Origin of the sequence: Thauera aminoaromatica (genome assembly GCF_000021765.1) — a bacterium.
In the GTDB taxonomy this organism is placed as follows: domain Bacteria; phylum Pseudomonadota; class Gammaproteobacteria; order Burkholderiales; family Rhodocyclaceae; genus Thauera; species Thauera aminoaromatica.
Window position 1 is genome coordinate 172,638 of sequence record NC_011662.2, and the last position, 23,714, is coordinate 196,351.

The 23,714-nt window shown below is 71.2% G+C and carries 20 protein-coding genes; 10 read left to right on the forward strand and 10 right to left on the reverse strand.

What is annotated here, in order from left to right:
- Nucleotides 1-107: 107 nt before the first annotated feature.
- Entirely contained in the window at nucleotides 108-1,490 is a 1,383-nt protein-coding gene (locus TMZ1T_RS00685; protein WP_012584271.1) for a class II fumarate hydratase, read from the reverse strand.
- Nucleotides 1,491-1,627: 137 nt separating this feature from the next.
- On the opposite strand from TMZ1T_RS00685, the gene TMZ1T_RS00690 reads away from it, so the two are divergent.
- The 7 genes from TMZ1T_RS00690 to TMZ1T_RS00720 all read left to right on the forward strand — a co-directional run bounded on the left by TMZ1T_RS00690 (nucleotide 1,628) and on the right by TMZ1T_RS00720 (nucleotide 9,256).
- Nucleotides 1,628-2,782, forward strand: a complete 1,155-nt coding sequence (locus TMZ1T_RS00690) for a sugar diacid recognition domain-containing protein (protein ID WP_012584272.1) — start codon at nucleotides 1,628-1,630, stop codon at nucleotides 2,780-2,782.
- 112 nt (nucleotides 2,783-2,894) lie between these two features.
- Entirely contained in the window at nucleotides 2,895-4,040 is a 1,146-nt protein-coding gene (locus tag TMZ1T_RS00695) for a glycerate kinase (protein WP_012584273.1), read from the forward strand.
- A gap of 184 nt (nucleotides 4,041-4,224) precedes the next feature.
- Nucleotides 4,225-5,160: an AEC family transporter gene (locus TMZ1T_RS00700; protein WP_004316073.1), complete on the forward strand. Its 936-nt coding sequence runs from the start codon at nucleotides 4,225-4,227 to the stop codon at nucleotides 5,158-5,160.
- Complete coding sequence (locus tag TMZ1T_RS00705; protein ID WP_012584274.1) at nucleotides 5,160-6,110, forward strand: AEC family transporter; 951 nt, start codon at nucleotides 5,160-5,162, stop codon at nucleotides 6,108-6,110. Before TMZ1T_RS00700 ends, TMZ1T_RS00705 begins: the two co-directional genes overlap by 1 nt.
- A 138-nt stretch (nucleotides 6,111-6,248) precedes the next feature.
- Nucleotides 6,249-7,229, forward strand: a complete 981-nt coding sequence (locus tag TMZ1T_RS00710) for a Bug family tripartite tricarboxylate transporter substrate binding protein (RefSeq protein WP_012584275.1) — start codon at nucleotides 6,249-6,251, stop codon at nucleotides 7,227-7,229.
- Nucleotides 7,230-7,306: 77 nt separating this feature from the next.
- Nucleotides 7,307-7,750, forward strand: coding sequence for a tripartite tricarboxylate transporter TctB family protein (locus TMZ1T_RS00715; protein WP_004316079.1), 444 nt, complete (start codon nucleotides 7,307-7,309; stop codon nucleotides 7,748-7,750).
- A 3-nt stretch (nucleotides 7,751-7,753) separates the two neighbouring features.
- Complete coding sequence (locus tag TMZ1T_RS00720; protein WP_012584276.1) at nucleotides 7,754-9,256, forward strand: tripartite tricarboxylate transporter permease; 1,503 nt, start codon at nucleotides 7,754-7,756, stop codon at nucleotides 9,254-9,256.
- 138 nt (nucleotides 9,257-9,394) lie between these two features.
- On the opposite strand, the gene TMZ1T_RS00725 is transcribed toward TMZ1T_RS00720, so the two are convergent.
- From TMZ1T_RS00725 to TMZ1T_RS00740, 4 genes are all read right to left on the reverse strand, one after another.
- On the reverse strand, nucleotides 9,395-9,811 hold the full coding sequence (locus tag TMZ1T_RS00725; protein ID WP_004316083.1) for an acyl-CoA thioesterase: 417 nt from the start codon (nucleotides 9,809-9,811) through the stop codon (nucleotides 9,395-9,397).
- A gap of 200 nt (nucleotides 9,812-10,011) precedes the next feature.
- A complete protein-coding gene (locus TMZ1T_RS00730; protein ID WP_012584277.1) occupies nucleotides 10,012-11,055 on the reverse strand; it encodes a porin in 1,044 nt (347 codons plus the stop codon).
- Between the two features lie 122 nt (nucleotides 11,056-11,177).
- The gene (locus tag TMZ1T_RS00735) at nucleotides 11,178-12,668 is read right to left on the reverse strand and encodes a sensor histidine kinase (protein WP_012584278.1); all 1,491 of its coding nucleotides are present in this window, start codon (nucleotides 12,666-12,668) and stop codon (nucleotides 11,178-11,180) included.
- Between the two features lies 1 nt (nucleotide 12,669).
- Nucleotides 12,670-13,359 (reverse strand): response regulator, encoded by a 690-nt coding sequence (locus TMZ1T_RS00740; protein WP_012584279.1) that lies wholly within the window; start codon nucleotides 13,357-13,359, stop codon nucleotides 12,670-12,672.
- A gap of 143 nt (nucleotides 13,360-13,502) precedes the next feature.
- Here TMZ1T_RS00740 and TMZ1T_RS00745 point away from each other — a divergent pair, with 143 nt between their 5' ends.
- Together TMZ1T_RS00745 and TMZ1T_RS00750 are read left to right on the forward strand one after the other, a co-directional pair.
- Nucleotides 13,503-14,609 (forward strand): ABC transporter substrate-binding protein, encoded by a 1,107-nt coding sequence (locus TMZ1T_RS00745; RefSeq protein ID WP_012584280.1) that lies wholly within the window; start codon nucleotides 13,503-13,505, stop codon nucleotides 14,607-14,609.
- A 125-nt stretch (nucleotides 14,610-14,734) separates the two neighbouring features.
- Entirely contained in the window at nucleotides 14,735-15,793 is a 1,059-nt protein-coding gene (locus TMZ1T_RS00750; RefSeq protein ID WP_004316095.1) for an AbrB family transcriptional regulator, read from the forward strand.
- Between the two features lie 39 nt (nucleotides 15,794-15,832).
- Here the strand turns inward: TMZ1T_RS00750 and TMZ1T_RS00755 are convergent, their stop codons facing one another.
- The 4 genes from TMZ1T_RS00755 to TMZ1T_RS00770 are packed head-to-tail and all read right to left on the reverse strand — an operon-like array spanning nucleotide 15,833 to nucleotide 19,734.
- Entirely contained in the window at nucleotides 15,833-16,909 is a 1,077-nt protein-coding gene (locus TMZ1T_RS00755; RefSeq protein ID WP_004316096.1) for an alkene reductase, read from the reverse strand.
- Nucleotides 16,906-18,249 (reverse strand): polysaccharide pyruvyl transferase family protein, encoded by a 1,344-nt coding sequence (locus tag TMZ1T_RS00760; protein WP_012584281.1) that lies wholly within the window; start codon nucleotides 18,247-18,249, stop codon nucleotides 16,906-16,908. Before TMZ1T_RS00760 ends, TMZ1T_RS00755 begins: the two co-directional genes overlap by 4 nt.
- A gap of 13 nt (nucleotides 18,250-18,262) precedes the next feature.
- Nucleotides 18,263-19,063, reverse strand: a complete 801-nt coding sequence (locus TMZ1T_RS00765) for an ABC transporter permease (RefSeq protein ID WP_004325594.1) — start codon at nucleotides 19,061-19,063, stop codon at nucleotides 18,263-18,265.
- Nucleotides 19,057-19,734 (reverse strand): ABC transporter ATP-binding protein, encoded by a 678-nt coding sequence (locus TMZ1T_RS00770; protein WP_012584282.1) that lies wholly within the window; start codon nucleotides 19,732-19,734, stop codon nucleotides 19,057-19,059. Before TMZ1T_RS00770 ends, TMZ1T_RS00765 begins: the two co-directional genes overlap by 7 nt.
- A 193-nt stretch (nucleotides 19,735-19,927) precedes the next feature.
- Here TMZ1T_RS00770 and TMZ1T_RS00775 point away from each other — a divergent pair, with 193 nt between their 5' ends.
- Nucleotides 19,928-20,314, forward strand: coding sequence for a hypothetical protein (locus TMZ1T_RS00775; protein ID WP_004325598.1), 387 nt, complete (start codon nucleotides 19,928-19,930; stop codon nucleotides 20,312-20,314).
- A 38-nt stretch (nucleotides 20,315-20,352) separates the two neighbouring features.
- Here the strand turns inward: TMZ1T_RS00775 and mscK are convergent, their stop codons facing one another.
- Nucleotides 20,353-23,685, reverse strand: a complete 3,333-nt coding sequence (gene mscK, locus TMZ1T_RS00780; protein ID WP_012584283.1) for a mechanosensitive channel MscK — start codon at nucleotides 23,683-23,685, stop codon at nucleotides 20,353-20,355.
- Between the last annotated feature and the right edge of the window lie 29 nt (nucleotides 23,686-23,714).

Genomic DNA, 23,714 nt, shown 5'->3' on the forward strand with positions numbered 1-23,714 from the left:
GTTCATGCGACAGCGCGGCAAGCGCCGATTTCCGGCCTTTCCGGCGCGCCGGTGCGCCGCCTGCAGGCCTGCGGGGCGGTCGCGTCGATCACATCCGGATGCAGGTCTCACCTGCCGAGCATGTCCTGCGGGCGCACCCAGGCATCGAACTCCTCCGCGCTGGTGAAGCCTAGCGCAAGCGCCGCGGTACGCAGCGTGGTGCCTTCCGCCCAGGCCTTCTTGGCGATCTGCGCGGCCTTGTCGTAGCCGATGTGCGGGTTGAGCGCGGTGACCAGCATCAGGCTGCGCTCGAGGTGCTCGGACATGCGCGCGCGGTCCGCCTCCAGGCCGGCCACGCAATGGCGCTGGAAGTTGCGGCAACCGTCGGCGAGCAGGCGGATCGACTGCAGCAGGTTGTAGGCGATGACCGGCTTGAACACGTTGAGCTGCAGATGTCCCTGGCTGGCGGCGAAGGCGATCGTGGCATCGTTGCCGAGCACCTGGCAGGCGATCATCGACAAGGCCTCGCACTGCGTCGGGTTGACCTTGCCGGGCATGATCGAGCTGCCCGGCTCGTTGGCCGGCAGCTTCAGCTCGGCGAGGCCGGCGCGCGGGCCCGAGCCGAGCAGGCGCAGGTCGTTGGCGAGCTTCATCAGCGCCACCGCGAGCGTCTTCAGCGCGCCCGACAAGGCCACCAGCGGTTCGTGGCCGGCGAGCGCGGCGAACTTGTCGGGCGCACTGACCAGGGGCAGGCCGGTCAGCGCCGCCAGTTCGGCGGTGATTTCCACGCCGAAACCCGGTGGTGCGTTCAAGCCGGTGCCTACCGCAGTGCCGCCCTGGGCGAGCTCGCACACCGCGGGCAGCGCGGCGCGGATGGCATGCGCGGCGGTGTTCAACTGGGCGACGAAGGCCGACAGTTCCTGGCCGAAGGTGATCGGCGTGGCGTCCATGAGGTGCGTGCGTCCGGTCTTGAGCACCCCGGCATGGCGTTCGGCCTGGATGGCCAGCCCGTTCGACAGCTCGGTGATCGCGGGCAGCAGCTCGTCGTGCACCGCGCGCGCGGCGGCGATGTGCATCGCGGTCGGGAAACAGTCGTTCGAGCTCTGCGCGCGATTGACGTGGTCGTTCGGATGCACCGGTGCCTTGCCGCCGCGGCCCTGCCCGGCGAGTTCGTTGGCGCGCCCGGCGACGACCTCGTTGACGTTCATGTTGGTCTGCGTGCCGCTGCCGGTCTGCCACACCACGAGCGGAAACTGCGCATCGTGGCGTCCGGCGAGGATCTCGTCGGCCGCCTGTTCGATCAGGCGGGCGATTTCTGCGGGCAGTTCGCCGCTGCGGGCATGCACGCGCGCCGCCGCCTTCTTGATCAGCGCGAGCGCATGCACGATGGCGATCGGCATGCGCTCCTCGCCGATGGCGAAGTGGTGCAGCGAGCGCTGGGTCTGAGCACCCCAATAGGCTTCGGCAGGGACATCGATCGGGCCGAGGCTGTCGGTTTCGCTGCGGGTCATGTTCGGCCTCCACGGGCGGGCAGACGGAAAACTCCGTTCCTACGTCGTCGGACGCCATCGGTGCCGCGCTTGTTCCGCAGCACGCCGCGCGGCAGCATGTGGCCGGTGTATGTCCAATCCGCCACCGGTGCACCGCCATGTTCCTGCTCGATGCCTCGCTCGCCCAGTCCATCGTCGATCGCGCGATGCAGATCCTGCGCACCAACGTCAATGTGATGGACGAGCGCGGCCTGATCATCGCCAGCGGCGATCGCGCGCGCATCGGCAGCCGCCACGAGGGTGCGCTGCTGGTGCTGGCGCAGGGGCGGGCGGTGGAGGTGGACGCGGCGGTCGCGCAGCGCCTGCACGACACCCGGCCGGGCATCAACCTGCCCCTGCGCGCGGAAGGCCGGGTGGTGGGCGTGGTGGGCCTGAGCGGCGAACCCGACGCGGTCCGCCAGCAGGCCGAGCTGGTCCGTCTCGCGGCCGAGACCATGCTCGAGCAGGCGCAGTGGATGCAGATGCTCGCGCGCGACCAGCGCCTGCGCGAGGAGCTGGTGCTGCAGTTGATCGGCGTCTCCCCGCCGGGCGCCGGGCTGGACGACTGGGCAAGCCGGCTCGGCGTCGATCTCGCCCGACCCTGCGTCGCCTTGCTGATCGAGATCGCCGACGCATCGCTGGCGGCCGATGCCGTCCTCGCCGCGCAGCAGCGCCTGCGCCGGCTGCTCGCCGAGCAGGAGCCCGGCCTTGCCTGCGCGCCGGTGACGTTGCGCGAGCTTGCCGTGCTGATGCCCTTGCCGGCGGCGGAATCCGATCTGCGGAGCCGCCTCCAGGCCCTGCATGGACGCCTGGGTGGCGAGGGCAGCGGGCAGCCATGTCTTGCCCTCGGTGGCCGTTTCGGTGGCGACGATGGCCTGGCTCGTTCCTGGCAGTCCGCGCGCGCCACGCTGCAGGCCGGGCGACGCCATCGCCCGCAGGCGGCGATCCACTGCTACGACGAACTCACCCTGCCGGTGCTGCTCGCAGGCCTGGGCGAGGGCTGGCGGGCCGACGAGCTGCGTCGCCCGTTGCGGCGCCTCGCGCAGCAAGACCGCGACGGCCAGTTGCGCTGCACGCTGGCGGCGTGGTTCGCGCACGACATGAAGGCGGCGCCGAGTGCCGGCGCGCTCCACGTGCACCGCAACACCCTCGAGTACCGCCTGCGCCGCATCGGCGAGATCACCGGGCTGGATCTCGCCCGTCTGAACGACTGCCTGCTGCTGTTCATCGGCCTCGAACTGGATGTCGCGGAAAACAGGGAAATTCCACAATAAACTGTCAATTAAAGTTTATTTTTTTGTGATATCCGACGATTGATTGTCGGCTCCCAGGGACTAAGCTCCTCTGCAGCGGGCATTCGACCCGCAGCGACCGGAGACCCTGCCCATGAAGAAGATCGTCATCGCCCCCGATTCCTACAAGGAGAGCCTGTCCGCGCTGGAGGTCGCGCAGGCGATCGCGGCCGGCTTCCGCCAGGTCTTCCCCGTCGCGGAGTACGTGCTGGTGCCGGTGGCCGACGGCGGCGAGGGCACGGTCGACGCCATGGTCGCCGCCACCGGTGGCCGCAAGGAGATCGTCACGGTGAGTGGTCCGCTTGGCGAGCCCGTCGAGGCCTTCTACGGCCTCACCGGCGACGGCGCGACCGCGGTGATCGAGATGGCGGCCGCCAGCGGCCTGGCGCTGGTGCCGCCGGACCGGCGCAACCCGCTCGTCACCAGCTCGCGCGGCACCGGCGAGCTGATCCGTGCCGCGCTCGACGCCGGTGCGCGCCGCTTCATTCTCGGCATCGGCGGCAGCGCCACCAACGACGGCGGCGCCGGCATGGTGCAGGCGCTCGGCGCCCGCCTGCTCGACGCGCAGGGCGGCGAGCTCGGCCCCGGCGGCGGTGCGCTCGCCGCCCTCGAGCGCATCGACGTCTCCGCGCTCGATCCGCGCCTGGCGCAATGCCGCATCGAGGTCGCCTGCGATGTGGACAACCCGCTCACCGGGCCACGCGGCGCCTCGGCGGTGTTCGGCCCGCAGAAGGGTGCGAGCGTCGAGATGGTGCAGGCGCTCGATGCCAATCTCGCCCGCTTCGCCCGCATCGTCGAGCGCGACCTCGGCGTCGCGGTCGAGGCGGTAGCGGGCGCCGGTGCGGCCGGCGGCATGGGCGCGGCGATGCTGGCCTTCTTCGGCGCCGCGCTGAAACCGGGCATCGAGATCGTCACCGCCGCCGTGGGGCTGGACGCCCACGTGCGCGACGCCGACCTGGTGATCACCGGCGAGGGCCGCATCGACTTCCAGACCGTGCATGGCAAGACCCCGATCGGCGTTGCCCGCGTCGCCAAGCGCCACGGCATTCCGGTGATCGGCATCGCCGGCTCGCTCGGCGCGGACGTCGGCGTGGTGCACGCGCACGGCATCGACGCGGTGTTCAGCGTGCTGGGCAAGCCCTGCACGCTGGACGAGGCCTTGCACGATGCCGCGGCCAACGTCGAACTGACCGCGCGCAACGTGGCGGCGGTGCTGCGCATCGGGCTGGCGCGACGCTGATCCGGTAGTCTCCACTCGAGGCCGGACGCAGGCCGGGGCGGTGCAGGCGGGCGAACGCCCTCATCCGTGTTGCTACGACTGCACGGTGCCACGGTGTGCGGGCATCATGCGGGTTCGCATGTGGCTCCCGAGAGCCGCCCGATCCTTCCAGCGCGTCCGTCGCGCGCCCCGCACGAAGGCCTGTATGGACATCATCTTCGGCATCATCCTGCCGGTCTTCGGCACGCTTGGCCTCGGCTACGTCGCGGCGCGCTCCGGCGTGTTCGACGAGGCGGCCAACCGCGGGCTGTCCGTGTTCGTGTTCAACTTCGCGCTGCCCTTGATGCTGTTCCGCGCGATCGCGCAGGCCGAGCTGCCCGACGCGATGCCCTGGGGCTATCTGCTGTCCTACTACATCGGCGCCTTCGGGGTGTATGCGCTGGCGATGCTGGGCGGGCGGGTGCTGTTCGGGCGCCGGCTCGGCGAGCAGGCGGTGCTCGGGCTGGGGGCGGGCTTCTCCAACACCGGGATGCTCGGCATTCCGCTGGTGATGACCGCTTACGGCCCGCCGGCGGCGCTGCCGCTGTTCGTGATGATCGCCTGCCACAGCCTGCTGATGCTGCCGCCCACCACCGCGCTGATCGAGGCCGCGCAGGGCGCGCGCGAGGGGCTGGGGCCGATGTTGCTCAAGCTCACGAAGAGCGTGCTCGGCACGCCGATCATCTGGGGCCTGTCCTGCGGGCTGGCGTTCGCGCTGCTCGGCATCGACATCCCCGGTCCGCTCGACGCCGTCGCGAAGGGCCTGGGCAGCGCGGCGACGCCGTGCGCGCTGTTCGCGCTCGGCGCCTCGCTGACGCGCTACAGCCTGGGCGGCAACCTGCGCGAGCCGGCGCTGCTGGTGGCGCTGAAGGCGGTGGTGCATCCGGCGATCGTGTGGCTGCTCGCCACCCAGGTGTTCGCCGTGCCGCCGCTGTGGGTGGCCACCGGCGTGCTGCTGGCGGCGCTGCCGGCGGGCATCACGCCCTATCTGTTCGCGCAGCGCTACGGCGCCTGCCAGTCCACCGTGGCCTCGGCGGTGTTCCTGTCGACCCTGGTGTCGGTGGGCACGCTGTCTGTGCTGCTCTTCGTGTTGCGGCCCTGATGTCCGTATTCCTCGAACTGCTCGACTTCTCCCTCGGGGTCACCGGGCCGATCTTCACGCTGCTCGGCCTCGGCGTGCTGCTGCGTCGGGTCGGGCTGATCACCGAGGGCTTCATCGCGGCGGGCTCGCGGCTGGTGTTCGTGGTCGGCCTGCCGACCATGCTCTTCGTCAACATCGCGCGCACGCGCCTGGAGGACTCGGCGAGCGCCGGCATGCTGGTGTATGGCCTGGCGGCGACGGTGGCGATCTGGCTGCTGATGGAGTGGGTGGCGAGCTTCGTCGTGCAGCCCGAGCGCGACCGCGGCGTGGTGGTGCAGGGCGCCTTCCGCTCCAATTTCGGCGTGGTCGGCCTGGCCTACTGCGGCAACGCCTACGGCGAGGCGGGGCTGGCGATGGCCTCGCTCTACGTCGGCGTGCTCACCATCCTGGTGAACATCCTCGGCGTGATCACGCTCAGCCGTTCGCGGCACAGCAGCCAGGGCCCGGGCAAGGTCCTGCGCGGCATCGCCACCAATCCGCTGATCCTCGGCATCCTGCTCGCGCTGCCGGTGTCGGCCTTCGCCCTCCCGCTGCCGGCGGTGGCGATGAAGTCGGCCGCCTACATCGCCGACATGACGCTGCCGCTCGCGCTGCTGTGCACCGGCGCGACGCTGGATTTCCGCAGCCTGCGCAGCGAAGCCGGCAACACCGCGCTGGCCACCTTCGGCAAGCTGGTGGCGATGCCGCTCGTGTTCACGCTCGGCGCATGGGCGGCGGGATTCCGCGCCATGGAACTCGGCGTGCTGATGCTGATGGCGTCCTCGCCTTCGGCGGCGGCGAGCTATTCGATGGTGCGGGCGATGGGCGGCAACGCCACGCTGGCCGCCAACATCATCGCGCTGACCACGCTCGGCTCGCTCTTCACCACCAGCGTCGGCGTCTCGCTCCTGCGTGGTGTCGGGCTGATGTGATCCTGCTTGCCCGGCACTTCTGCCGAGCGGTTTCACTGAAAGGCATTCGAAAGCCCTCCTCCGTATCGTCCGCCTCACCCTGCGAGGCGGCACGTGTCCGCCGCGCAGCGAACATATTCCGATATGGAGGAGATCGCCATGCTGCTCAAGAAGACCCTGTTCGCCGCCGCCACCGCGGTGCTTGCCACGCTCGCCGCCGGTGTCGTCCACGCCGCCCCCGAGAAGCCCGAATGCATCGCGCCCGCCAAGCCCGGCGGCGGCTTCGACCTCACCTGCAAGCTCGTGCAGAGCGCGCTGCAGAACGGCTACCTCGAGGCGCCGATGCGCGTCACCTACATGCCCGGCGGCATCGGCGCGGTGGCCTACAACACCGTGATCGCCAACCGCCCGGCCGAGGCCGGCACGGTGGTGGCCTTCTCCGGCGGCTCCTTCCTGAACCTGGCGATCGGCAAGTTCGGCAAGTACACCGAGGATGACGTGAAGTGGGTCGCCGCGGTGGGTGCCGACTACGGCGCGATCATCGTGCGCGCGGACTCGCCCTTCCAGAGCCTCAAGGACCTGATCGAGGCCACCCGCGCCAACCCGGGCAAGGTGGTGTACGGCGCGGGCGGTTCGGTCGGCAGCCAGGACTGGATGAAGTCGGCCCTGGTGGCGCGCGAGGCGGGCGTGGATCCCAAGTCGATGCGCTACGTCGCCTTCGAGGGCGGTGGCGAGGCGATGACCGCGCTGATGGGCGGCCATGTGCAGGTTTACTCGGGCGACGCCTCCGAGGTGGCGGCGCACCTGAAGGGCGGCCGCGTGCGCGTGCTCGCGGTGCTCGCTCCCGAGCGCCTGCCGGGCGAGCTGGCGGCGATCCCGACCGCGATCGAGCAGGGCTACAAGGTCGACTGGACCATCGCCCGCGGCTACTACGTCGGTCCCAAGGTCGCCGATGCGGACTACGCCTGGTGGGTGGCGACCTTCGACAAGATGCTGGCCTCGCCGGAGTTCGACAAGCTGCGCGCCGAGCGCGGCCTGTTCCCCTTCGCCCGCACCGGCGCGGCGGCGACCGAGTACGTGAAGCAGGAAGTGCAGCGCTTCAGGAAGCTCGCCGTCGAGCTCGGCCTCACCGCGCAGTAATCCTCCTCCGCAAACCCTGCCCGCCTGCTGCGACGCCCGAGGGGGCACCGCAGCAGGCGGCACACGGGAGTTCGACCATGAGTGAAAGAATCTTCGGCGGCGTGCTGCTGCTGGTGAGCCTGGCCGGCATCTGGATCGGCTGGGACCTGCAGGCGCCGATGTCCTACGAGCCGGTGGGGCCGCGCGCCTTCCCGCTGCTGGTGCTGTTCCTGCTCGGCCTGTGCGCGATCGCGCTGATGCTGGAGAAGACGAGCGAGACGGTGTGGGCACCGCCCCCGGTGCTCAAGCGCATCGGCCTGCTGTTCCTGATCGTGCTCGCCTATGCCCTGCTCTTCGACAAGCTCGGCTTCACGATCGCGACCGCGCTGATGACCGTCCCGGTGGCGCGCTTCTTCGGCGGCAGCTGGAAACAGGGCGTCGTCGGCGGCATCGGTCTGGGCGTGGGCATGTTCTTCTTCTTCGACCGTCTGCTCGACGTCGCATTGCCCACCGGGCTGTGGCTGAACGGCATCCTGGGGTAAACCATGGAAACCTTGTCGCTTCTGATGGACGGCTTCGCCGTCGCCGGCACGCCGGAAAACCTGATGATCGCGCTGATCGGCTGCTTCATCGGCACCGTGGTCGGCCTGCTGCCCGGCCTGGGGCCGATCAACGGCGTCGCCATCCTGCTGCCGATCGCGTTCGCGATGAAGCTGCCGCCCGAGTCCGCGCTGATCCTGCTGTGCGCGGTGTATGCGGGTTGCGAGTATGGCGGCCGGATCTCCGCCATCCTGATCAACGTGCCCGGCGACGCCGGCGCGGTGATGACCACGCTCGACGGCTACCCGATGGCGAAGAAGGGCCTCGCCGGCCCCGCGCTGTCGATGTCGGCGCTCGCTTCCTTCACCGGCGCGCTGCTCGCCACCATCGGCATCGTAGCCTTCGCGCCGCTGCTCGCCGAGTGGGCGATCGCCTTCGGCCCGGCGGAGTACTTCGCGCTGATGGTGCTGGCGCTGTCCTGCCTCGGCGGCCTGGTCGGCGACTCGCTGCCCAAGGCGATGACCGCCTGCCTGATCGGCCTGCTGCTGTCGACCGTGGGCATCGACGCCAACAGCGGCGTCTATCGCTACACCTTCGACATGCTGCACCTGCAGGACGGCATCCCCTTCATCGTCATCGTGATCGGCCTGTTCGCGGTCAGCGAGCTGATGCTGATGCTGCAGAACGAGCACACCGCGAGCGAGCCGATCACCATCACCGGCCGCATCCTGTTCAACATGAAGGAGCTGATGCTGGCGAAGTGGACGATGCTGCGCTCGGCCTTCTCCGGCTTCTTCATCGGCGTGCTGCCGGGTGCCGGCGCCACCATCGCCTCGGCGATGTGCTACGCGATGGAGCGCCGCATGGCGGGCAAGGACCACCAGTTCGGCAACGGTGACATCCGCGGCGTGGCCGCGCCGGAGGCGGCCAACAACGCCTCGGCCAACGGCTCGCTGGTGCCGATGCTGACCCTGGGCGTGCCGGGCTCGGGCACCACCGCGGTGATGATCGGCGCGCTCACGCTGTACAACATCACGCCGGGGCCCACCCTGTTCCAGGACCAGCCGGTGATCGTGTGGGGCCTCATCGCCTCGCTCTTCATCGCCAACGTGATGCTGCTGGTGCTCAACATCCCGCTGATCCGCGTGTTCGTGAAGTTCCTCTCGATCCCCAACTGGCTGCTGGTGCCGGGCGTGGCGGCGATCTCGCTGGTGGGCGTGTATGCGGTGCATGGCACGACCTTCGACCTCATCCTCGGCACCCTGATCGGTGGCGTCGGCTACCTGCTGCGGGTGATGAATTTCCCGATCGCGCCCTTCATCCTCGGCTTCGTGCTCGGCGACATGATGGAGCAGAACCTGCGCCGCGCCCTGTCGATCAGCGATGGCGACGTCGGCGTGCTGTTCGCCAGCCCGATCTCGATCGGCCTGTGGGTGGCGGCGGCGGCGATGCTGCTCGGCCCGCGCCTGATGCGCATGATGGAGCAGCGCAAGGCGGTGACCGCCTGAGCGCGAAGATCACCTTCCGGGATTCCGGGATTCATCCTCCGATGACCGGAATCCGCGAGCGCGGCGGGCCCCTCCCGGCCCGCCGCCTTTCGAAGAGCGCCCCAAGGGCGCTCTTTTTTTGTGCCGGAGGGTGCGCGCTCAGTGCTCCGCCTGCGGGCCGGACACGGGGTCGATCACCCGCGGCCGGCCGCCCTGGTCGAGGGCGACGAAGACGAAGCTCGCGTCGGTGACCTTGACCTGTTCCTCGCCGTCGCGCGAGCGGCGCCAGGCCTCGACCTGGATGGTCATCGAGCTGCGTCCGACGCGCACGATGTCGGCGTACAGGCTGACCTCGTCGCCGATATACACCGGGCGCAGGAAGGTGATGCGGTCCACCGAGACCGTCGCGCAGCGGCTGCGGGCGCGGCGGGCGGCGACGTTGCCGGCGGCGAGGTCCATCTGGGCCATCAGCCAGCCGCCGAAGATGTCGCCGGCGGGGTTGGCGTCGGCCGGCATGGCGATGGTGCGGATGGCGGGTTCGCCGCGGGGTTGGGAGGGGGTCTCATGCGGGTTCATGGCAGGGCTCGCTGATTGGGAAAGGGAATGGAGACAGGAAGCGGAGACAGGAAACGGAGACAGCCGCAGCGCAAGGCGGCTGCGGTCGAGGTCGCCGTGCACCGTAGCGCAGAAGGCCGCGCGTCGACGCAAAAGGCAGGTGCAGCGGAAGATTTCCGCGTGCACCTGCCCTGCGTGAAAGCGTCGCCCTGGCGGATGGATCAGAAGCGGTGGCGCATGCCCGCCATCATCACCTGGTGCTTGTCGCCGGCGGCCGGCGTCAGGTTGCCGATCGCGTAGTTGGCGCCGACCTCGTTGTCGAGCTGCGAGTAGCCGGCGTACAGCGTGGTGCGCTTGGACAGCGCGTGCAGGTAGTAGGCCGACCAGCCGCTGGCGTCCTCGCTCGCGGCGCCGTCGGATTCGTCGCGGTCGGCGTAGCTGATCGCCACCGTGTTCGCCGGATCGAGGCGGATCTCCGCGCTGAGGTCCCAGCTGCGCGCCTTGCCGTTGCCCACGCTGCCGCGCTCCTTGTCCTGCGACCAGGCGAAATAGGGCTTCACGATGCCGAAGTCGTAGGACAGGGCGAAGCCGTCGGTGCGCACCTTGCCGCCGCTGGCGTCGCGCTGCACGGTCTGCGTGACCAGGGAGCCGGCGAGCGCGCCGTTGGCGTAGAGCATCGCGATGCCATGGCCGTCGCCCTCCTGGCGCGCGGTCGAGTCGGTTCCGCTCTCCTTGCCGAACCAGTAGCCGCCCTCGAGCTCGAAGCCGGCGAGTTTCGCCGAGCGGACCTTGATCATGTTGTCGAAGCGCGTCTCGTAGGCGGGCTTGACCGCGCCCGCCTTGCGGATCAGCAGGCCGGCGCTGCGGTCGGCGTTGCCCGTGGCGTCGAAGGGATCGAGCGCGTCGAAGGCCGGGGAATACTGGCGGCCCAGGGTCACGCGGCCGAGGCCGTTTTCCAGGCCGACGAAGGATTGGCGGCCGAACAGCCGCCCGCCTTGCTCGGCCACGCCGGTCGAGGGGTCGAAGCCGCTCTCGAGCACGAACAGGGCCTTGTTGCCGTTGCCGAGATCCTCCGTGCCGCGGAAGCCGAGCCGCGAGCCGTTGAGCTCGCCGTGGCCGATGCCCTCGTAGCGCTGCGAGCCGGATTTCTCGTAGCCGAGGTTGAGGTCGATCAGGCCGTAGAGGGTGACGTTCGATTGGGCCAGCGCGAGCGATGGCAGGGCGAGGGCGGCGGCCACCAGGGCCGGCGCGGAAAGGCGTTGCATGGGAGTCTCCTCGATCGTTCGGATGTGCGCGCCGGATGGATCGGGCGCGTGGCGCGCATTGCAGCGCCGACGCCTTTCGATCGGCTTTCAGCGCGATCCGGAGACGAGGAGAAGAGCGACGTTCAGGCGCTTGGCGTGCTGCCGAGCGGAAGTTCGACCTCCACGCACAGCCCGCGGCCGCCGGCACCGTCGCGCAGCGTCACCCGTCCGCCGTGGGCGAGCGCGATCTCGCGCACGATCGCCAGCCCCAGCCCGCTGCCTTCGCTGTCGCCCTGGCCGAGGATGCGGTAGAAGCGCTGGAACACGCGCTCGCGCTCGGCGGTGGGGATGCCGGGTCCCTGGTCGCAGACGCTCACCACCGCGTCCTCGCCGAAGGCGGCGACGGCGACGGTCACCGCCGAGCCGGGCGGGCTGTAGCGGATGGCATTGTCGATCAGGTTGGAGACCATCTCGCGCAGCATCGGGGCGTTGCCCTGCATCGTCAGGGCGTGTCCGATGCCCTCGTAGGCGAGGTCGATGTCGCGCTTCAGCGCGAGCGGGGCGAGTTCCATCGCCACCTCCTTCACCAGGCCGGCGAGGTCGAGCGCGGCGCGTTCGCCGATCAGGCCGTTGACCGCTTCGGCGCGCGACAGGGTCAGCATCTGGTTGGCCAGCCGGCGCGCCGCGCGGGTGCTGCGCAGCAGGCTGGCGAAGGTCGCCAGCATCTCCTCGGGGTCGGTCTGACGCAGCCCGTATTCGGCCTGCGTGGTGAGCACCGCGAGCGGGGTGCGGATCTGGTGGGCGGCGTCGGCGAGGAAGCGCCGGCGCGCGGCGAGCATTGCCGAAAGGCGTTCCATGTGGTGGTTGATCGCGTCGATCAGCGGCGCGATCTCGCTCGGCACGCGTTCCATGCGCACCGGGGTGAGATCCTCCTCGTCGCGCGCGCGCATGTGGTCGCGCACGCGCAGCAGGGGGCGGAAGGCGGTGCCGAGCGCGGCCAGCACCAGGATCGCCCCCACCGCGACCAGCAGCGACTGGCGCTGCAGGCTGGCGACGAACAGGTCGCGTGCCAGCGCCCGGCGTGCACCGGTGGTCTCGGCGAACACGATCAGCACCGCGTCGCCGCCGCGCAGCGCGGGGTCGTAGAGACGCTTGCGCATCGCCGCCAGGCGCACCGTCTCGCCGGCATAGGGCAGGTCGAAGATGCGCACGCCGCCGTCGTCTGCCGGCAGCTCCGGTGGGCGCAGGTCGGCATAACCGGTGACCAGCCCGCCGGCAGGGTCGAACACGGCATGGAAGATGCGCTCGGCGGCATCGGCCTCGAAGCCTTCGAAGGCGGCGTAGGGGATGTCCACCTGGATCTGGCCGCCGAGCGAGTGGGTGCGTTCGCCAATCGCGCGCACCGAGGCGGTGAGCGTGCGGTCGTAGGCCTGGTTCACCGCGTCGAGCGCGCTGCGATGGGTGAAGAAGGCGTTGATCAGCAGCAGCACGGCCAGGGGCGGCAGCAGCCAGACGAGCACGCGCTGACGCAGGCTGCCGCCGTGTCCGGGCGCAGCTACCGCCCTGGCAGCCGCGCCGTGCTCGCGATCGTCCGTGCCCGGGTTTGCCGGTCTGGACCCGGAGGTGCCGTCCATGTCAGGCTGCCGGCTTCTCGGCGAGCAGGTAGCCGAGCCCGCGCAGCGTGTTGATCGCCACGCCCGCGCCTTCGAGCTTCTTGCGCAGGCGCGAGACGTAGATCTCGATCGCCTCCACGCGTGCGTCGGCATCGAACTCGAACACCTTCTCGAACAGGGCCTCGCGGGCGACCGGGCGACCGACCCGTGCGAGCAGCGCTTCCAGCACGGCCAGCTCGCGCGGAGTCAGTGCCAGCGCCTGTCCGTCCACCGCCGCCATGCGGGTGGTGGTGTCGAACTCGAGCCGGCCCAGGCGCACCAGCGGCACCTGGTTGCCGGCGCGGCGCAGCAGCGCCTTGATGCGTGCCTCGAGTTCGGCGAGCTCGAAGGGTTTGGGCAGATAATCGTCGGCGCCGAGGTTGAGCCCGTGCACCCGCTCCTCGGTGCTGCCGCGCGCGGTGAGCACCAGCACCGGTGTGGGAGCAGGCTTGTCGGGGCCGCTCTCGCGGTTGCGCAGGCGGCGCAGCACTTCGAGGCCGTCCAGCCCCGGCAGGGACAGGTCGAGGATCACCAGGTCGTAGCGTTCCGTGCGCAAGGACTGATCGGCATGGTCGCCACGATTGAGCACATCCAGCACGAAACCGGCATGCCGAAGCGAGCGCGCCACCCATTCGGCGAGTTCGGCGTGGTCCTCGACCAGCAACAGGCGCATCGGTGTTCCCGCTGAAAGTGAATCGAAAGGCGTGTGCGGGATTATCGGCGCAAAGCCGGGGTGCGTCCAAGGCGGCACATGCCGGGCATTCCCCGCATGGCGGTGCGGGCGCGGGGGCACGCGGAGCACGAGGAGGAGGGGTGATGAGGATCAGGGGTGGGAGGGCCGCGCTGAAGACGGTGCTGGCGGTCGTGGCGGCGGTGGCGATCGCCCCGGCGCGGGCCGAGCCGATCGCCGATCGCTTCGATCAGGCACGCCTGGAGGGCGTGGTGGTCGTCTATGCGGCGACCGACCTCGCGGTGGTCAAGCCGGTCATCGACGACTTCGAGGCCCTCCATCCCGGCGTTCGGGTGCAGTACCACGACATGCACTCGGCCGAACTCCATGCGCGCGTGGTCGACGAGGCCCGGCGCGGGCTGGCCGGTGCCGACGTGGTGTGGAGCTCGGCGATGGACCTGCAGGTGAAGCTGGTCAACGACGGCCACGCCCAGCCGCACCGCTCCGCCGAGACCGCGGCGCTGCCGCGCTGGGCGGTGTGGAAGGACGAGGCCTTCGGCACCACCTACGAGCCGGCGGTGATCGTCTACAACAAGCATCTGCTCGGCACGACCGAGGTGCCCGACAGCCATGCGGAGCTGATCCGCCTGCTCGATCGCGACCCGGCGCCGTTGCGCGGGCGCATCGCCACCTACGACCCCGAGCGCTCCGGCCTCGGCCTGCTGCTGCACACGCAGGACGCGCAGGCCAACCCGATCGTGTTCTGGCAGCTCGCGCGCGGCATGGGCCGGCAGGGCCTGGAGCAGCACGCGGCGAGCAGCGAGATGCTCGACCGCGTCGCCGCGGGCAAGCTGGTGCTCGCCTACAACGTGCTGGGCTCGTACGCGCACCGGCGGGCGCGCAGCGATCCGGCGCTCGGGGTGGCGCTGCCGCGGGACTACACGCTGGTGCTGAGCCGGGTCGCCTTCATCGTGCGTGGCGCGCGTCATCCGGCGGCGGCGCGCCTGTGGCTCGATCATCTGCTGTCGACCCGAGGCCAGGCCCTGCTCGCCGCCAACCTCGGCCTGCTGCCGGTGCGCACCGACGCCGGCACCGCGGGCGCGGACAGCGCTGCCGCGCTGCTCCACCACAACCTGCAGCATGCCTTCCGCCCGATCCGCATCGGCTCCGGGCTGCTCGCCTACCAGGACCAGGCCAAGAAGCAGGCCTTCCTGCGCCAGTGGGATGCGGCGACGCGGCCGGCTTCCGAGTGAGGCCCGCCCGGCCGACCGGATCCCCGGCCCTCTCCCCCACCGCCGCGCAGCGTGGTCCCGGATCGCGGTGCGTCCCCAGCGGCCCTTTCTCCGTTTCGTCCCGATCTCTCGCCGATCTCCTGCCGATGTCCGCCCTCTCCACGCTCCGTCTCGCCGCCTGGCGCCAGATCCTTCCCACGCTCGCGCTCGCCACGCTCGCCGGCTGGCTGGCCGAACGCCTGCACCTGCCGCTGCCGTGGATGATCGGCCCGCTGTTCGCCGTGGCCGGCGCACGCATGGCCGACCGGGACCTGCGCCCGCTCCCCGGTGGACGGCAGACGGGACAATGGGCGATCGGCGCCGCGCTCGGGCTGTACTTCAGTCCGGAGGTGGTGGCGCAACTGAGCCTGCATGCGCCGCTGGTGATCGCGGCCGCGCTGGGCTCGCTGGTGCTCGGCATGGCCTACGCCTTCATTCTGCTGCGGCTGGGGGGCGTGGATGCGCCGACCGCGTTCTTCGCCGCCCTGCCGGGCGGGGCCTCGGAGATGGCCAACCTCGCCGATCGCCACGGCGGTGCGGTGGACCGCATCGCCGCGGCGCACGCCATCCGGGTCATGATGGTGGTGTCGGTGCTGCCCTTCGCGCTCACCTTCGCCGGGGTGCAGGGCAGCGACGTCTACGTGCCCCTGGCGCGGGATGTGGACGCGCAGCACTTCCCGCTGCTGGTGGGCGCGAGCCTGCTCGGGGTGGGGGCGTTCAAGCTGCTGCGCATCGCCAATGCGTGGGTGCTCGGGCCGCTGCTCGGCGTGGCGCTGGCGACGCTGGCCGGCGTGCCGCTGTCGGCGCTGCCGCCCTGGGTCGTCAATGGCGGTCAGCTGCTGATCGGCTGTGCCCTCGGCTGTCGCTTCTCGCGTGCCTTCTTCCGCGCCGCGCCACGCTTCATGAGCGTCGCGGCGCTCACCGGGGCGATGTCGATCGTGCTTGCGTTCGCCCTCGCGACCCTGCTCGGCCTGGTCGCGGAGGTGCCGCTGTCGACGCTGGCGCTGGCGACCGCTCCCGGCGGAGTGTCGGAGATGTGCATCACCGCCAAGGTGCTGCAGCTGGGCGTACCCCTGGTCACCGTGTGCCATGTGTTGCGCGTGGTGGTGTTGACCGTGGGTGCGCAGTGGAGCTTCGGCATCTTCCGCCGCCTGGTGGCCGTCTGAGCGGCGCCGGTACGCCCGCGCGGGCGTACCGGCGCGGGATCAGGCGCCGTCCGCCAGCGTCGGGTAATCGGTGTATCCCTTCGGCCCGGGGGTGTAGAAGGTCGCCGGATCGGGCGCGTTGAGCGCGGCCTTGCGGCGGATGCGTTCGGGCAGGTCGGGGTTGGCGAGGAAGGCGGTGCCGAAGGCGACCGCGTCGAGCTTGCCGGCGGCGATCGCGGCGTTCGCTTCGTCCGCCGAGTAGCCCATGTTGCCGATCAGCACGCCACGGTAGGCGGCGCGCACCGGTGTCACCACGTCGCCGTGCTGCTGGCCGAAGAAATCGCCGCGCATCAGGTGCAGGTAAGCGAGCCGCCAGTCGTTCAGGCAGCCGGCGAGCCAGCTTGCCAACCCGATCGGGTCGCTGTCGATCATGTCGTTGTAGCTGTTGAGCGGCGACAGGCGCACGCCGACGCGGCCGCCGCCCCACACCTTGCACACCGCGTCGAGCACCTCGAAGAGCAGGCGGGCGCGGTTCTCGCGCGGTCCGCCGTAGGGACCGCCGCGCTGGTTGCTGCCGTCGCGCAGGAACTCGTCGAGCAGGTAGCCGTTGGCGCCGTGCACTTCCACGCCGTCGAAGCCGGCGGCACGGGCGTTCTCGGCGGCGCGCGCGAAGCCGGCGACGATGTCCGGCAGCTCGTCGTCGCGCAGTTCGCGCGGCACGACGTAGGGCTGCTTGCCCTGGGGCGTGTGCACCTCGTCGCCGGTGATCGCGAGCGCGCTGGGCGCAACCGGCTGGCGGCCGTCGTTGAGCAGCGGGTGGCAGGCGCGGCCGCCGTGCCAGATCTGCAATACGATGCGCCCGCCGGCGGCATGCACCGCGTCGGTGACCTTCTTCCAGCCTGCGACCTGGGCCTCGGAGTGGATGCCGGGCTCGTGCCAGAAGGCGGAGTTGCCCTCCATCGCCATCGTCGCCTCGGCGATCAGCAGGCCGGCGCTGGCGCGCTGGGCGTAGTGGGTGGCCATCAGCGCGCCGGGCACGTGGCCGTCCTCGGCGCGGCAGCGCGTGAGCGGGGCCATCAGGACGCGGTTGGGCAGGGCGAGATCGCCCGCCTGCAGCGGGGTGAAGAGATCGGTCATGGGGTCTTGTCCTCGGGGTCGATCGGATCGAAAAGTCGGGCGAAGGCTGCGCGCGCCGCCGTCTCGGCGAGGTCGGCGAGACGCACGGCCTGCGCCTTGCGCTCGGCGGGCGCTTCGTCCAGCACGGAGCGCGCGAGCGCGCGGAGGTTCCCCGACGCAGCCAGGTGATGGCGTCGTGGCGGGTGCCAGGTGTCGAGCCAGGCGCGCAGCTTCGCGGCCTGCGGTGCCCCGCCTGGAAGGAGGCCGATCGCGGGACGCGCGAAGGCGTCGGCGACGATGCGTGCGTGCAGGCTGCTCGCGCAGCATAGCGCGGCGTTGGCGATCAACGCGCACAGATCCATGACGTGGGGGGAGGCGGCGATGACGGCCGCCTCCGGATCGGGCAGGCGGCGGCGCAGGCGCTGCAGTACGTCGGGGTCGTCGTGCCAGGGCGCACGCCCGGCGCAGAACAGCACGATGCCCAGGTCGCGCTCGCGCTGGATCGCCGCAAGCTCGCCCGCGAGCGTGGCGAGGGTGGCGTCGTCGCCGAACTCTGCCGCGAGCTGCACCGCCACGTAGCCTCGCGCGAAGCGTGCCCGCAGCGCCGCGACCTCGCCCGTCGCGGCGTGGTGCGCCACCTCGGCGCCGAGCAGGCGTTCGACCAGCACCGCGGGGTCGGGGACCAGCGCCGCGTCGAGGCCCGCGGCGGCGAGGGCGTCGCGGGTGCAGCGGTCGCGCACCTGCACCCCTGCGGCCGCGCGCAGCTCGGCAAGCGCCTCGGCACGCAGCGCCGCGGGCAGGGCCGCGAAGCCGACCCCGCCGATGCCGGTGTGCACGCTGCGCGTGCCGGGCGGCAGCGCGGCATGCGCAGCGAGGTAGGGCAGACCACGCGGAACCCCGAGCGCGTGCCGTGCCCAGGCCGCGCGCGCGGCGGGGTCGTGGTCGTATAGCGCGATCGCGCGTGCGGCGCCGGCGTTGTCGAGCAGCATCACTGCCGCCTCCCAGGCGCTGCAGTCGAGGATCTCGCCACCCACCTGCAGCAGCCCCGGCGGGGGCGTGTCGCGACGGGGCGGCTTCCATTCCGCGGCGAGTTCGGCGAGCGCTTCCACGCGGGCACCGCCGTCCGCACGCAGATCGCGCACGGCGAGGCCGGCGAAGCGCAGCTCCCGTCCGGGCAGGAGGCGCGCGGCCAGTTCCGCTGCGATGCGGCCGAGCAGCAGGTCGCCGAGGTTGTGGCGGTCGAAGGCACCGAACAGGATCAGCGGCGAGGGCTGCCCGACCCGGGGCGTGGCGCCGGCCGCCGCCTGCGCGGGCGAGAGGGGGCGGAGGGATGTCGCGGTGCGCGCGCCGGGCCCGTTCATCGCCCCCCCTGCCTCAATCCGCGCCGGTGCGCAGGCGGTCGAGGCGCAGGCGCTGGCGCTCGTCGAAGAGCCGGCGCGCGCCCAGGCTCACCGCCACCACGGTACCGAAGCCGGTGCCACCGGCGATCAGGAACATCACCAGGATCTGGTATTTCACCGCCTCCACCGGCGCGGTGCCGGCGAGGATCTGGCCGGTCATCATGCCGGGCAGGCTGACGATGCCGGCGGCGGCCATGGCGTTGATGATCGGGATCATGCCGACGCGGATCGCCTCGCGCCGGGTGTCGGCGATGGTCTCGTTCCAGTTCTGGCCGAGGGCGAGCCGGGTCTCGAGCACCATGCGCCGCGCGCTCGCCTCCTGGGTCAGGCGGTCCAGCCCGAGGGCGATGCCGTTCATGGTGTTGCCGAGCACCATGCCGAGCAGCGGGATCGCGTACTGGGGCGCATACCACGGCGTGTTGCCGATCACCACCAGCAGCGCCAGCACGCTGACGGTGAAGGAGGACACGAACATCGACAGCGTGCCCAGGCCGAAGCCCCACCACCCGACGAAGCGGCGCTTCTGCCGCGCCATCACCTCGCGCCCGGCGGCGGTGATCATCACCGCGGCCATCGCCGCCACCCACAGGAAGTGCGCGTTGTCGAACAGCAGCTTCAGCACCAGACCGATCAGCAGCAACTGGATCGTGGTGCGCGCGGCCGCCACCACCAGGCGCTGCTCGATGCCCAGGCCCAGGCGCAGCGACAGCCCGGCCAGCGCCAGGATCAGCAGCGCGGCGAGCGCAAGGTCGAGGACCGAGAGCTCCATCACCATGCCGCGCCCTCGGTGTCGGGGGGCCTGTCCGCGCCTGCAGCCTTTCCTTTGTCCGCGGCCGCCTTCCCGCCTTCCTCTTCCTCCACCAGCTTGCCGTCCTCGAGCAGGAAGCGGCGCCGCGCCACCCGTGCGGCCTGGCGCGGGTCGTGGCTGACCCACAGCAGCGCGGCGGCGTGCTCGCGCCGGTAGTCGTCGAGCACGGCCTCGACGCGCGCGGTGCTGTCCTCGTCGAGGTTGCCGGTGGGTTCGTCGAGCAGCAGCACCGCCGGCCCCTGCATCAGCGTGCGCAGCAGCGCCAGGCGCTGGCGCTCGCCCGTGGAGCAGCGCGCCACCTGCCAGTCGAGCGCCCCGGCGGGCAGGCCCACGCGGTCCAGCCAGGTGGGCGTGCAGCCGGCGGGAAAGTGCTCGCCGACCGTATCGGCCCACCACTGGCCCTCGGCCATCACCAGCGCCACCCGGCGCCGCCAGGCCGGGCCCGGCATGGACGAGCACGCGCGCCCATCCAGCAGGGCCTCGCCCGCGTGCGGGTCGAGATCGGCGATCGCGCGCAGCAGCAGGGACTTGCCGCTGCCCGAGGCGCCGCGGATGCAGACACATTCGCCGGCGGCGACGTCGAGATCGACCGGGCCGATGTGGCGGGTGCGGAGCTGGTGCAGGGCGAGGGCGGGCATGGACGGATGTTCGCGTGTCCGGGCGGGGTTTTCAATGCGGGTGGCTCGCCGCGCTCGGCAAGCGCGCTCCGATTGGGCGAGAATGTGTAAGCAATCCATGCACATCTTCGCCTGCATGGAATCTTTTTTCCGCCAGGGGCTCACACCCCCGCATGCGGCGCGGACGGTCCGCGCCGCCCGACAGGACCGACTCATGTACAGGGATCCCCGATTCTCCGGCATCTTCCAGACCCTCGGCGGGCCGGCCGCCAAGCCGCCCACGCTGCTGCAGAAGGTGGTGGGCGCGGTGGTCATGGCGGGCGTCTTCATGCTCGCGCTGACCTTCTCGGTCGCCTTCTTCGCGGTGCTGCTGACCGCCGGCGTGGCGATCTGGGGCTGGGTGTGGTGGAAGACGCGTGCCCTGCGCAAGGCGATGCGGGCGCAGATGGACGCGCAGGCGGCCGCAGGCGGTGCTCGTGCGGGCGGCTACGGTCCCGCCGCTGGCAATCGCGGGCTGATCATCGAGGGCGAGGTGATCCGCGAGGTGGAGATCGAGGAGGATCCGCGCAGGGACGGCCCCGGCGGCCGCACCCCGTCGTGACGCCAGTCGCCCCACGCCCGGCGCAGCCGCGTTCCCATCTATCCTTGTTGACCCGGTGAACCGGCGGGCGGAGTCACCGCCGTTTGCTGCAGCAAGGCCTCGCGGCCGTCGGCGATGCTGCGGATGTGCACATCCATCTGGTTGAAGGCGATCTCGATTCCCGCTTCACGGAAGCGGCGGTCGATCTCGCGGTTGATCTCGTCGATCGCGGCGTTGCGGTCGCCGAGTTCGCGCACGTGCACCCGGAGCTCGTGGTCGAGCGTGCTGGGGCCGAAGTTGAGGAAGAACACCAGCGGTTCCGGATCCTTCAGCACGCGCGCGTTTTCGGCCGCGATCGCGAGCAGCAGGCGCCGCGTCGTCTCCAGGTCGGCGCCGTAGGCCACGCCGAGCTTGATCGTCACCCGCGTCACCGTGTCGGTCAGCGACCAGTTGGTGAGCTGGCCGGTGATGAAGGCCTTGTTGGGCACGATCATCTCCTTGCGGTCGAAGTCGGTGATCGTGGTGGCGCGGATCTGGATGCGGCTCACCGTCCCCGAGACGTTGCCGATCGTCACCACGTCGCCGATGCGCAGCGGGCGCTCGAACAGGATGATCAGACCGGAGACGAAGTTGGCGAAGATCTCCTGCAGGCCGAAGCCCAGGCCCACCGACAGCGCCGCCACCAGCCACTGCAGCTTGTCCCAGCTCACCCCCAGGGTGCCCAGCGTGGAAGCGATGCCGACGCCGACGATGACGTAGGAGAGCAGCGTGGTGATCGCATACGCGCTGCCCTGGGCGAGCTGGAGCCGCGACAGCACCAGCACCTCGAGCAGGCCCGGCAGGTTGGTGGCGAGCATGAAGGCGATCGCCGCGATCGCCAGCGCGCCGAGCAGGTCGGCGAGACTGATCGGCACCACGCCGGCGGTCTCGCCACTGCCGCTGGCGTACTCGTACAGGGTGATGTTGTCGAGGTAGGACACCACCGTCAGCAGGTCGGCCCACACCCAGTAAAGCGCCACCGCGAGGCCGGACAGCAGGGCCAGGTGGAGCAGGCGCAGCGACTGCTGGTTGATGCGGGCGATGTCGAGCATCGGCGCCTCGGCCACCGCAGCCGGCTCGCTGTCGGCGCCGGCGCGGCCCTCGCGCTCGGCGGCCTCGCGGCGCGCGACCGCGCGCTGATGGTCGATGCGGTGCGCGGCGACGCCGAGCGCGCGCACCAGCAGGCCTTCGGCGAGTCGCCACAGGATCAGCACGTACAGGGTGTCCACCAGGCGGCCGGTGAGCTTGAGCGCGGTGTAGTAGTAGCCCATCACCAGCGCGCCGATCAGCGCGAGCGGCATGAGGCCGAGCGCCAGCCCCACGAACACGCGCAACGGGGAGGGGCGGTCTTCCAGGCGCGTGTGCAGCAGGCCGCGCACCAGCAGCCAGGCCATGGTGGCGTAGCCGACGAGCAGGATCAGGATGCCCAGCACGTCGATGCCCAGGCTCTCGGGCTGGCGCTCCGCGATCGCCACCACCGCGACCACCGCCACCACCACCAGACCGAGCTTGTTCAGGTTGCGGTGCAGTGCGCGCACGCGCTCGACGGGCCACTGGAAGTGGCGTTCGGCCACCCCGCCCGGCGTGAGTAGGCGATGGGCGGTGCGGAACACCAGCCAGGCCTGTGCCATGTCCATCAGCGCCGCGCCCAGGGCCGCGTTCTGGCCGCGCGCGTCCATCTGCAGGGCGATGCCGCCGAGCGCCAGCAGCAGGCTTACCGGCAAGGTCAGCAGCATGTTGAGCAGGATCGCGCGCGGGGTGTGGAGCTGGCTGTCGCGGCGCACGTAGCCGATGTCCGCATGCAGGCTGTCGAGCTGCGCGCGCAGCCAGCGCCGGCGCGCGAACAGGCCGACGCTCAACAGCAACACCGGCAGGAACAGGAAGGGCCGCGCCTGCAGGCCCGCCCACAGCTCGCCGACGGCCGAGCCCCACGGGATCGCGGCGAACTGCTTGGCGAGCGCGGCCGGCACCGCCTGCAGCCAGGCGAGGTCGAGCGGGCGGTTGCTCGGGATCCAGAACATCTGCTTGTCGAGCGTGGCGCGCAGGCGGTCGGCGCTCACCAGCAGCTGGCGCTCGGCGAGCTGCAGCGTGATCGACTGGGCGAGCACCGCGTTGAGCTCGCGGTTGAGGCGCTCGAGCAGCTCGCTGCGGGTGGCGAGCAGCGCCAGCAGCGGTTCGCGCACGGCCGGGTCGGCCTCGCCGGCGTCGGCGAGCAGGCGTTCGGCGTGGGCGGCCGGGATGGAGAGCTGTTCGCGCTGCTTGTTGATCTCGAACTGGTACAGGCGGATGTCGGCGATCTGGTCGGCGAGGCCGGCGTCGGTCGTCGGGGCGGGCAGCGCCCGGCGCTGCTCGAGCAGGATGCGCGAGAGCAGGACGCTGCCCTGAAGCACGCCGATCTGCTCGTCGATCAGCGTGGTGCTGCGGTTGAGCATGTCGAGTTGCTGGCTTACCGCCTGGTTGCGCCGGGTGAGGGCGTCGAGCTTCTCGGTGGCGCCCAGCAGGTATTCGGACAGCTGCTGGTTGATCGCCGCCTCGCGGGCGAGGAGGTCGTCGTGGCTCGCGTCGGCACTTACGTCGGCGAGCGCCTGCACGGTCTGCTCGGCCTGGCTGGCGCGCTGGCGGCTGATCGCGTCCTGCAGCGCGCGTGCCGCCTCCTCGAGGCGGGCGAGCTGCAGGCGCGCGAGCTCCTGGCGGGCGAGGCCGAGGTCGATCAGGCCGCTGTTGCCGGCGAGCTCCTGGCGGCGCAGCGCGAGCTGGGCGTCGAGCGCATGCCATTCGGCGGCGAGCGCGTCGCGGCGCTCCGGGCTGAGCGCGCGGCTGTCGCGCCCGGCTTCGCGTCCGCTCGCGAGCATGGCCTCGATCGCCGCCATGCGCACCTGGCCGGTGCTGATCTCGGTCTGTGCGCGCTCGGGGCCGGTGCGCGCGGCGACGAGCAGGCTGTCGGCCTCGTCGAGGCGGCGGCGCCAGTCGGCGAGCGCGGCCTCCTGTTCGGCGAGGCGCTCCTCGAGGCGGGCGAGCGGGGTGTCGGCGGCGGGCGCCGCGACCGGCGCGGCCGCGGGCAGCGCGGCGAGCTGGCGACGCGCCTCGGCGATCTGTGCCGGTGCGTCGGCGAGTGTCTGCTTGAGCGAATCGAGCCGGCGGCGATGGTCATCGGCGCTGGCGAGGCTGGCCTGGGCCTGTTCCAGCGCCTGCTGCGCGGCGCGTTGCTCGGCCTCGGGCAGCTTGCGGTCCGCGAGCGCCTGCGCGCGCGCGCGCAGCTCGTCCGGCTGCGGCCGTGGCGGCGCTTCGGCGGCGGCCCAGGGGGCCAGCAGCGTAAACAGGAGCAGGAGGAAGACTCGGATCAGCGGGCGCATCGGGAGGATTCTGTGGACGTGGCAGGAGA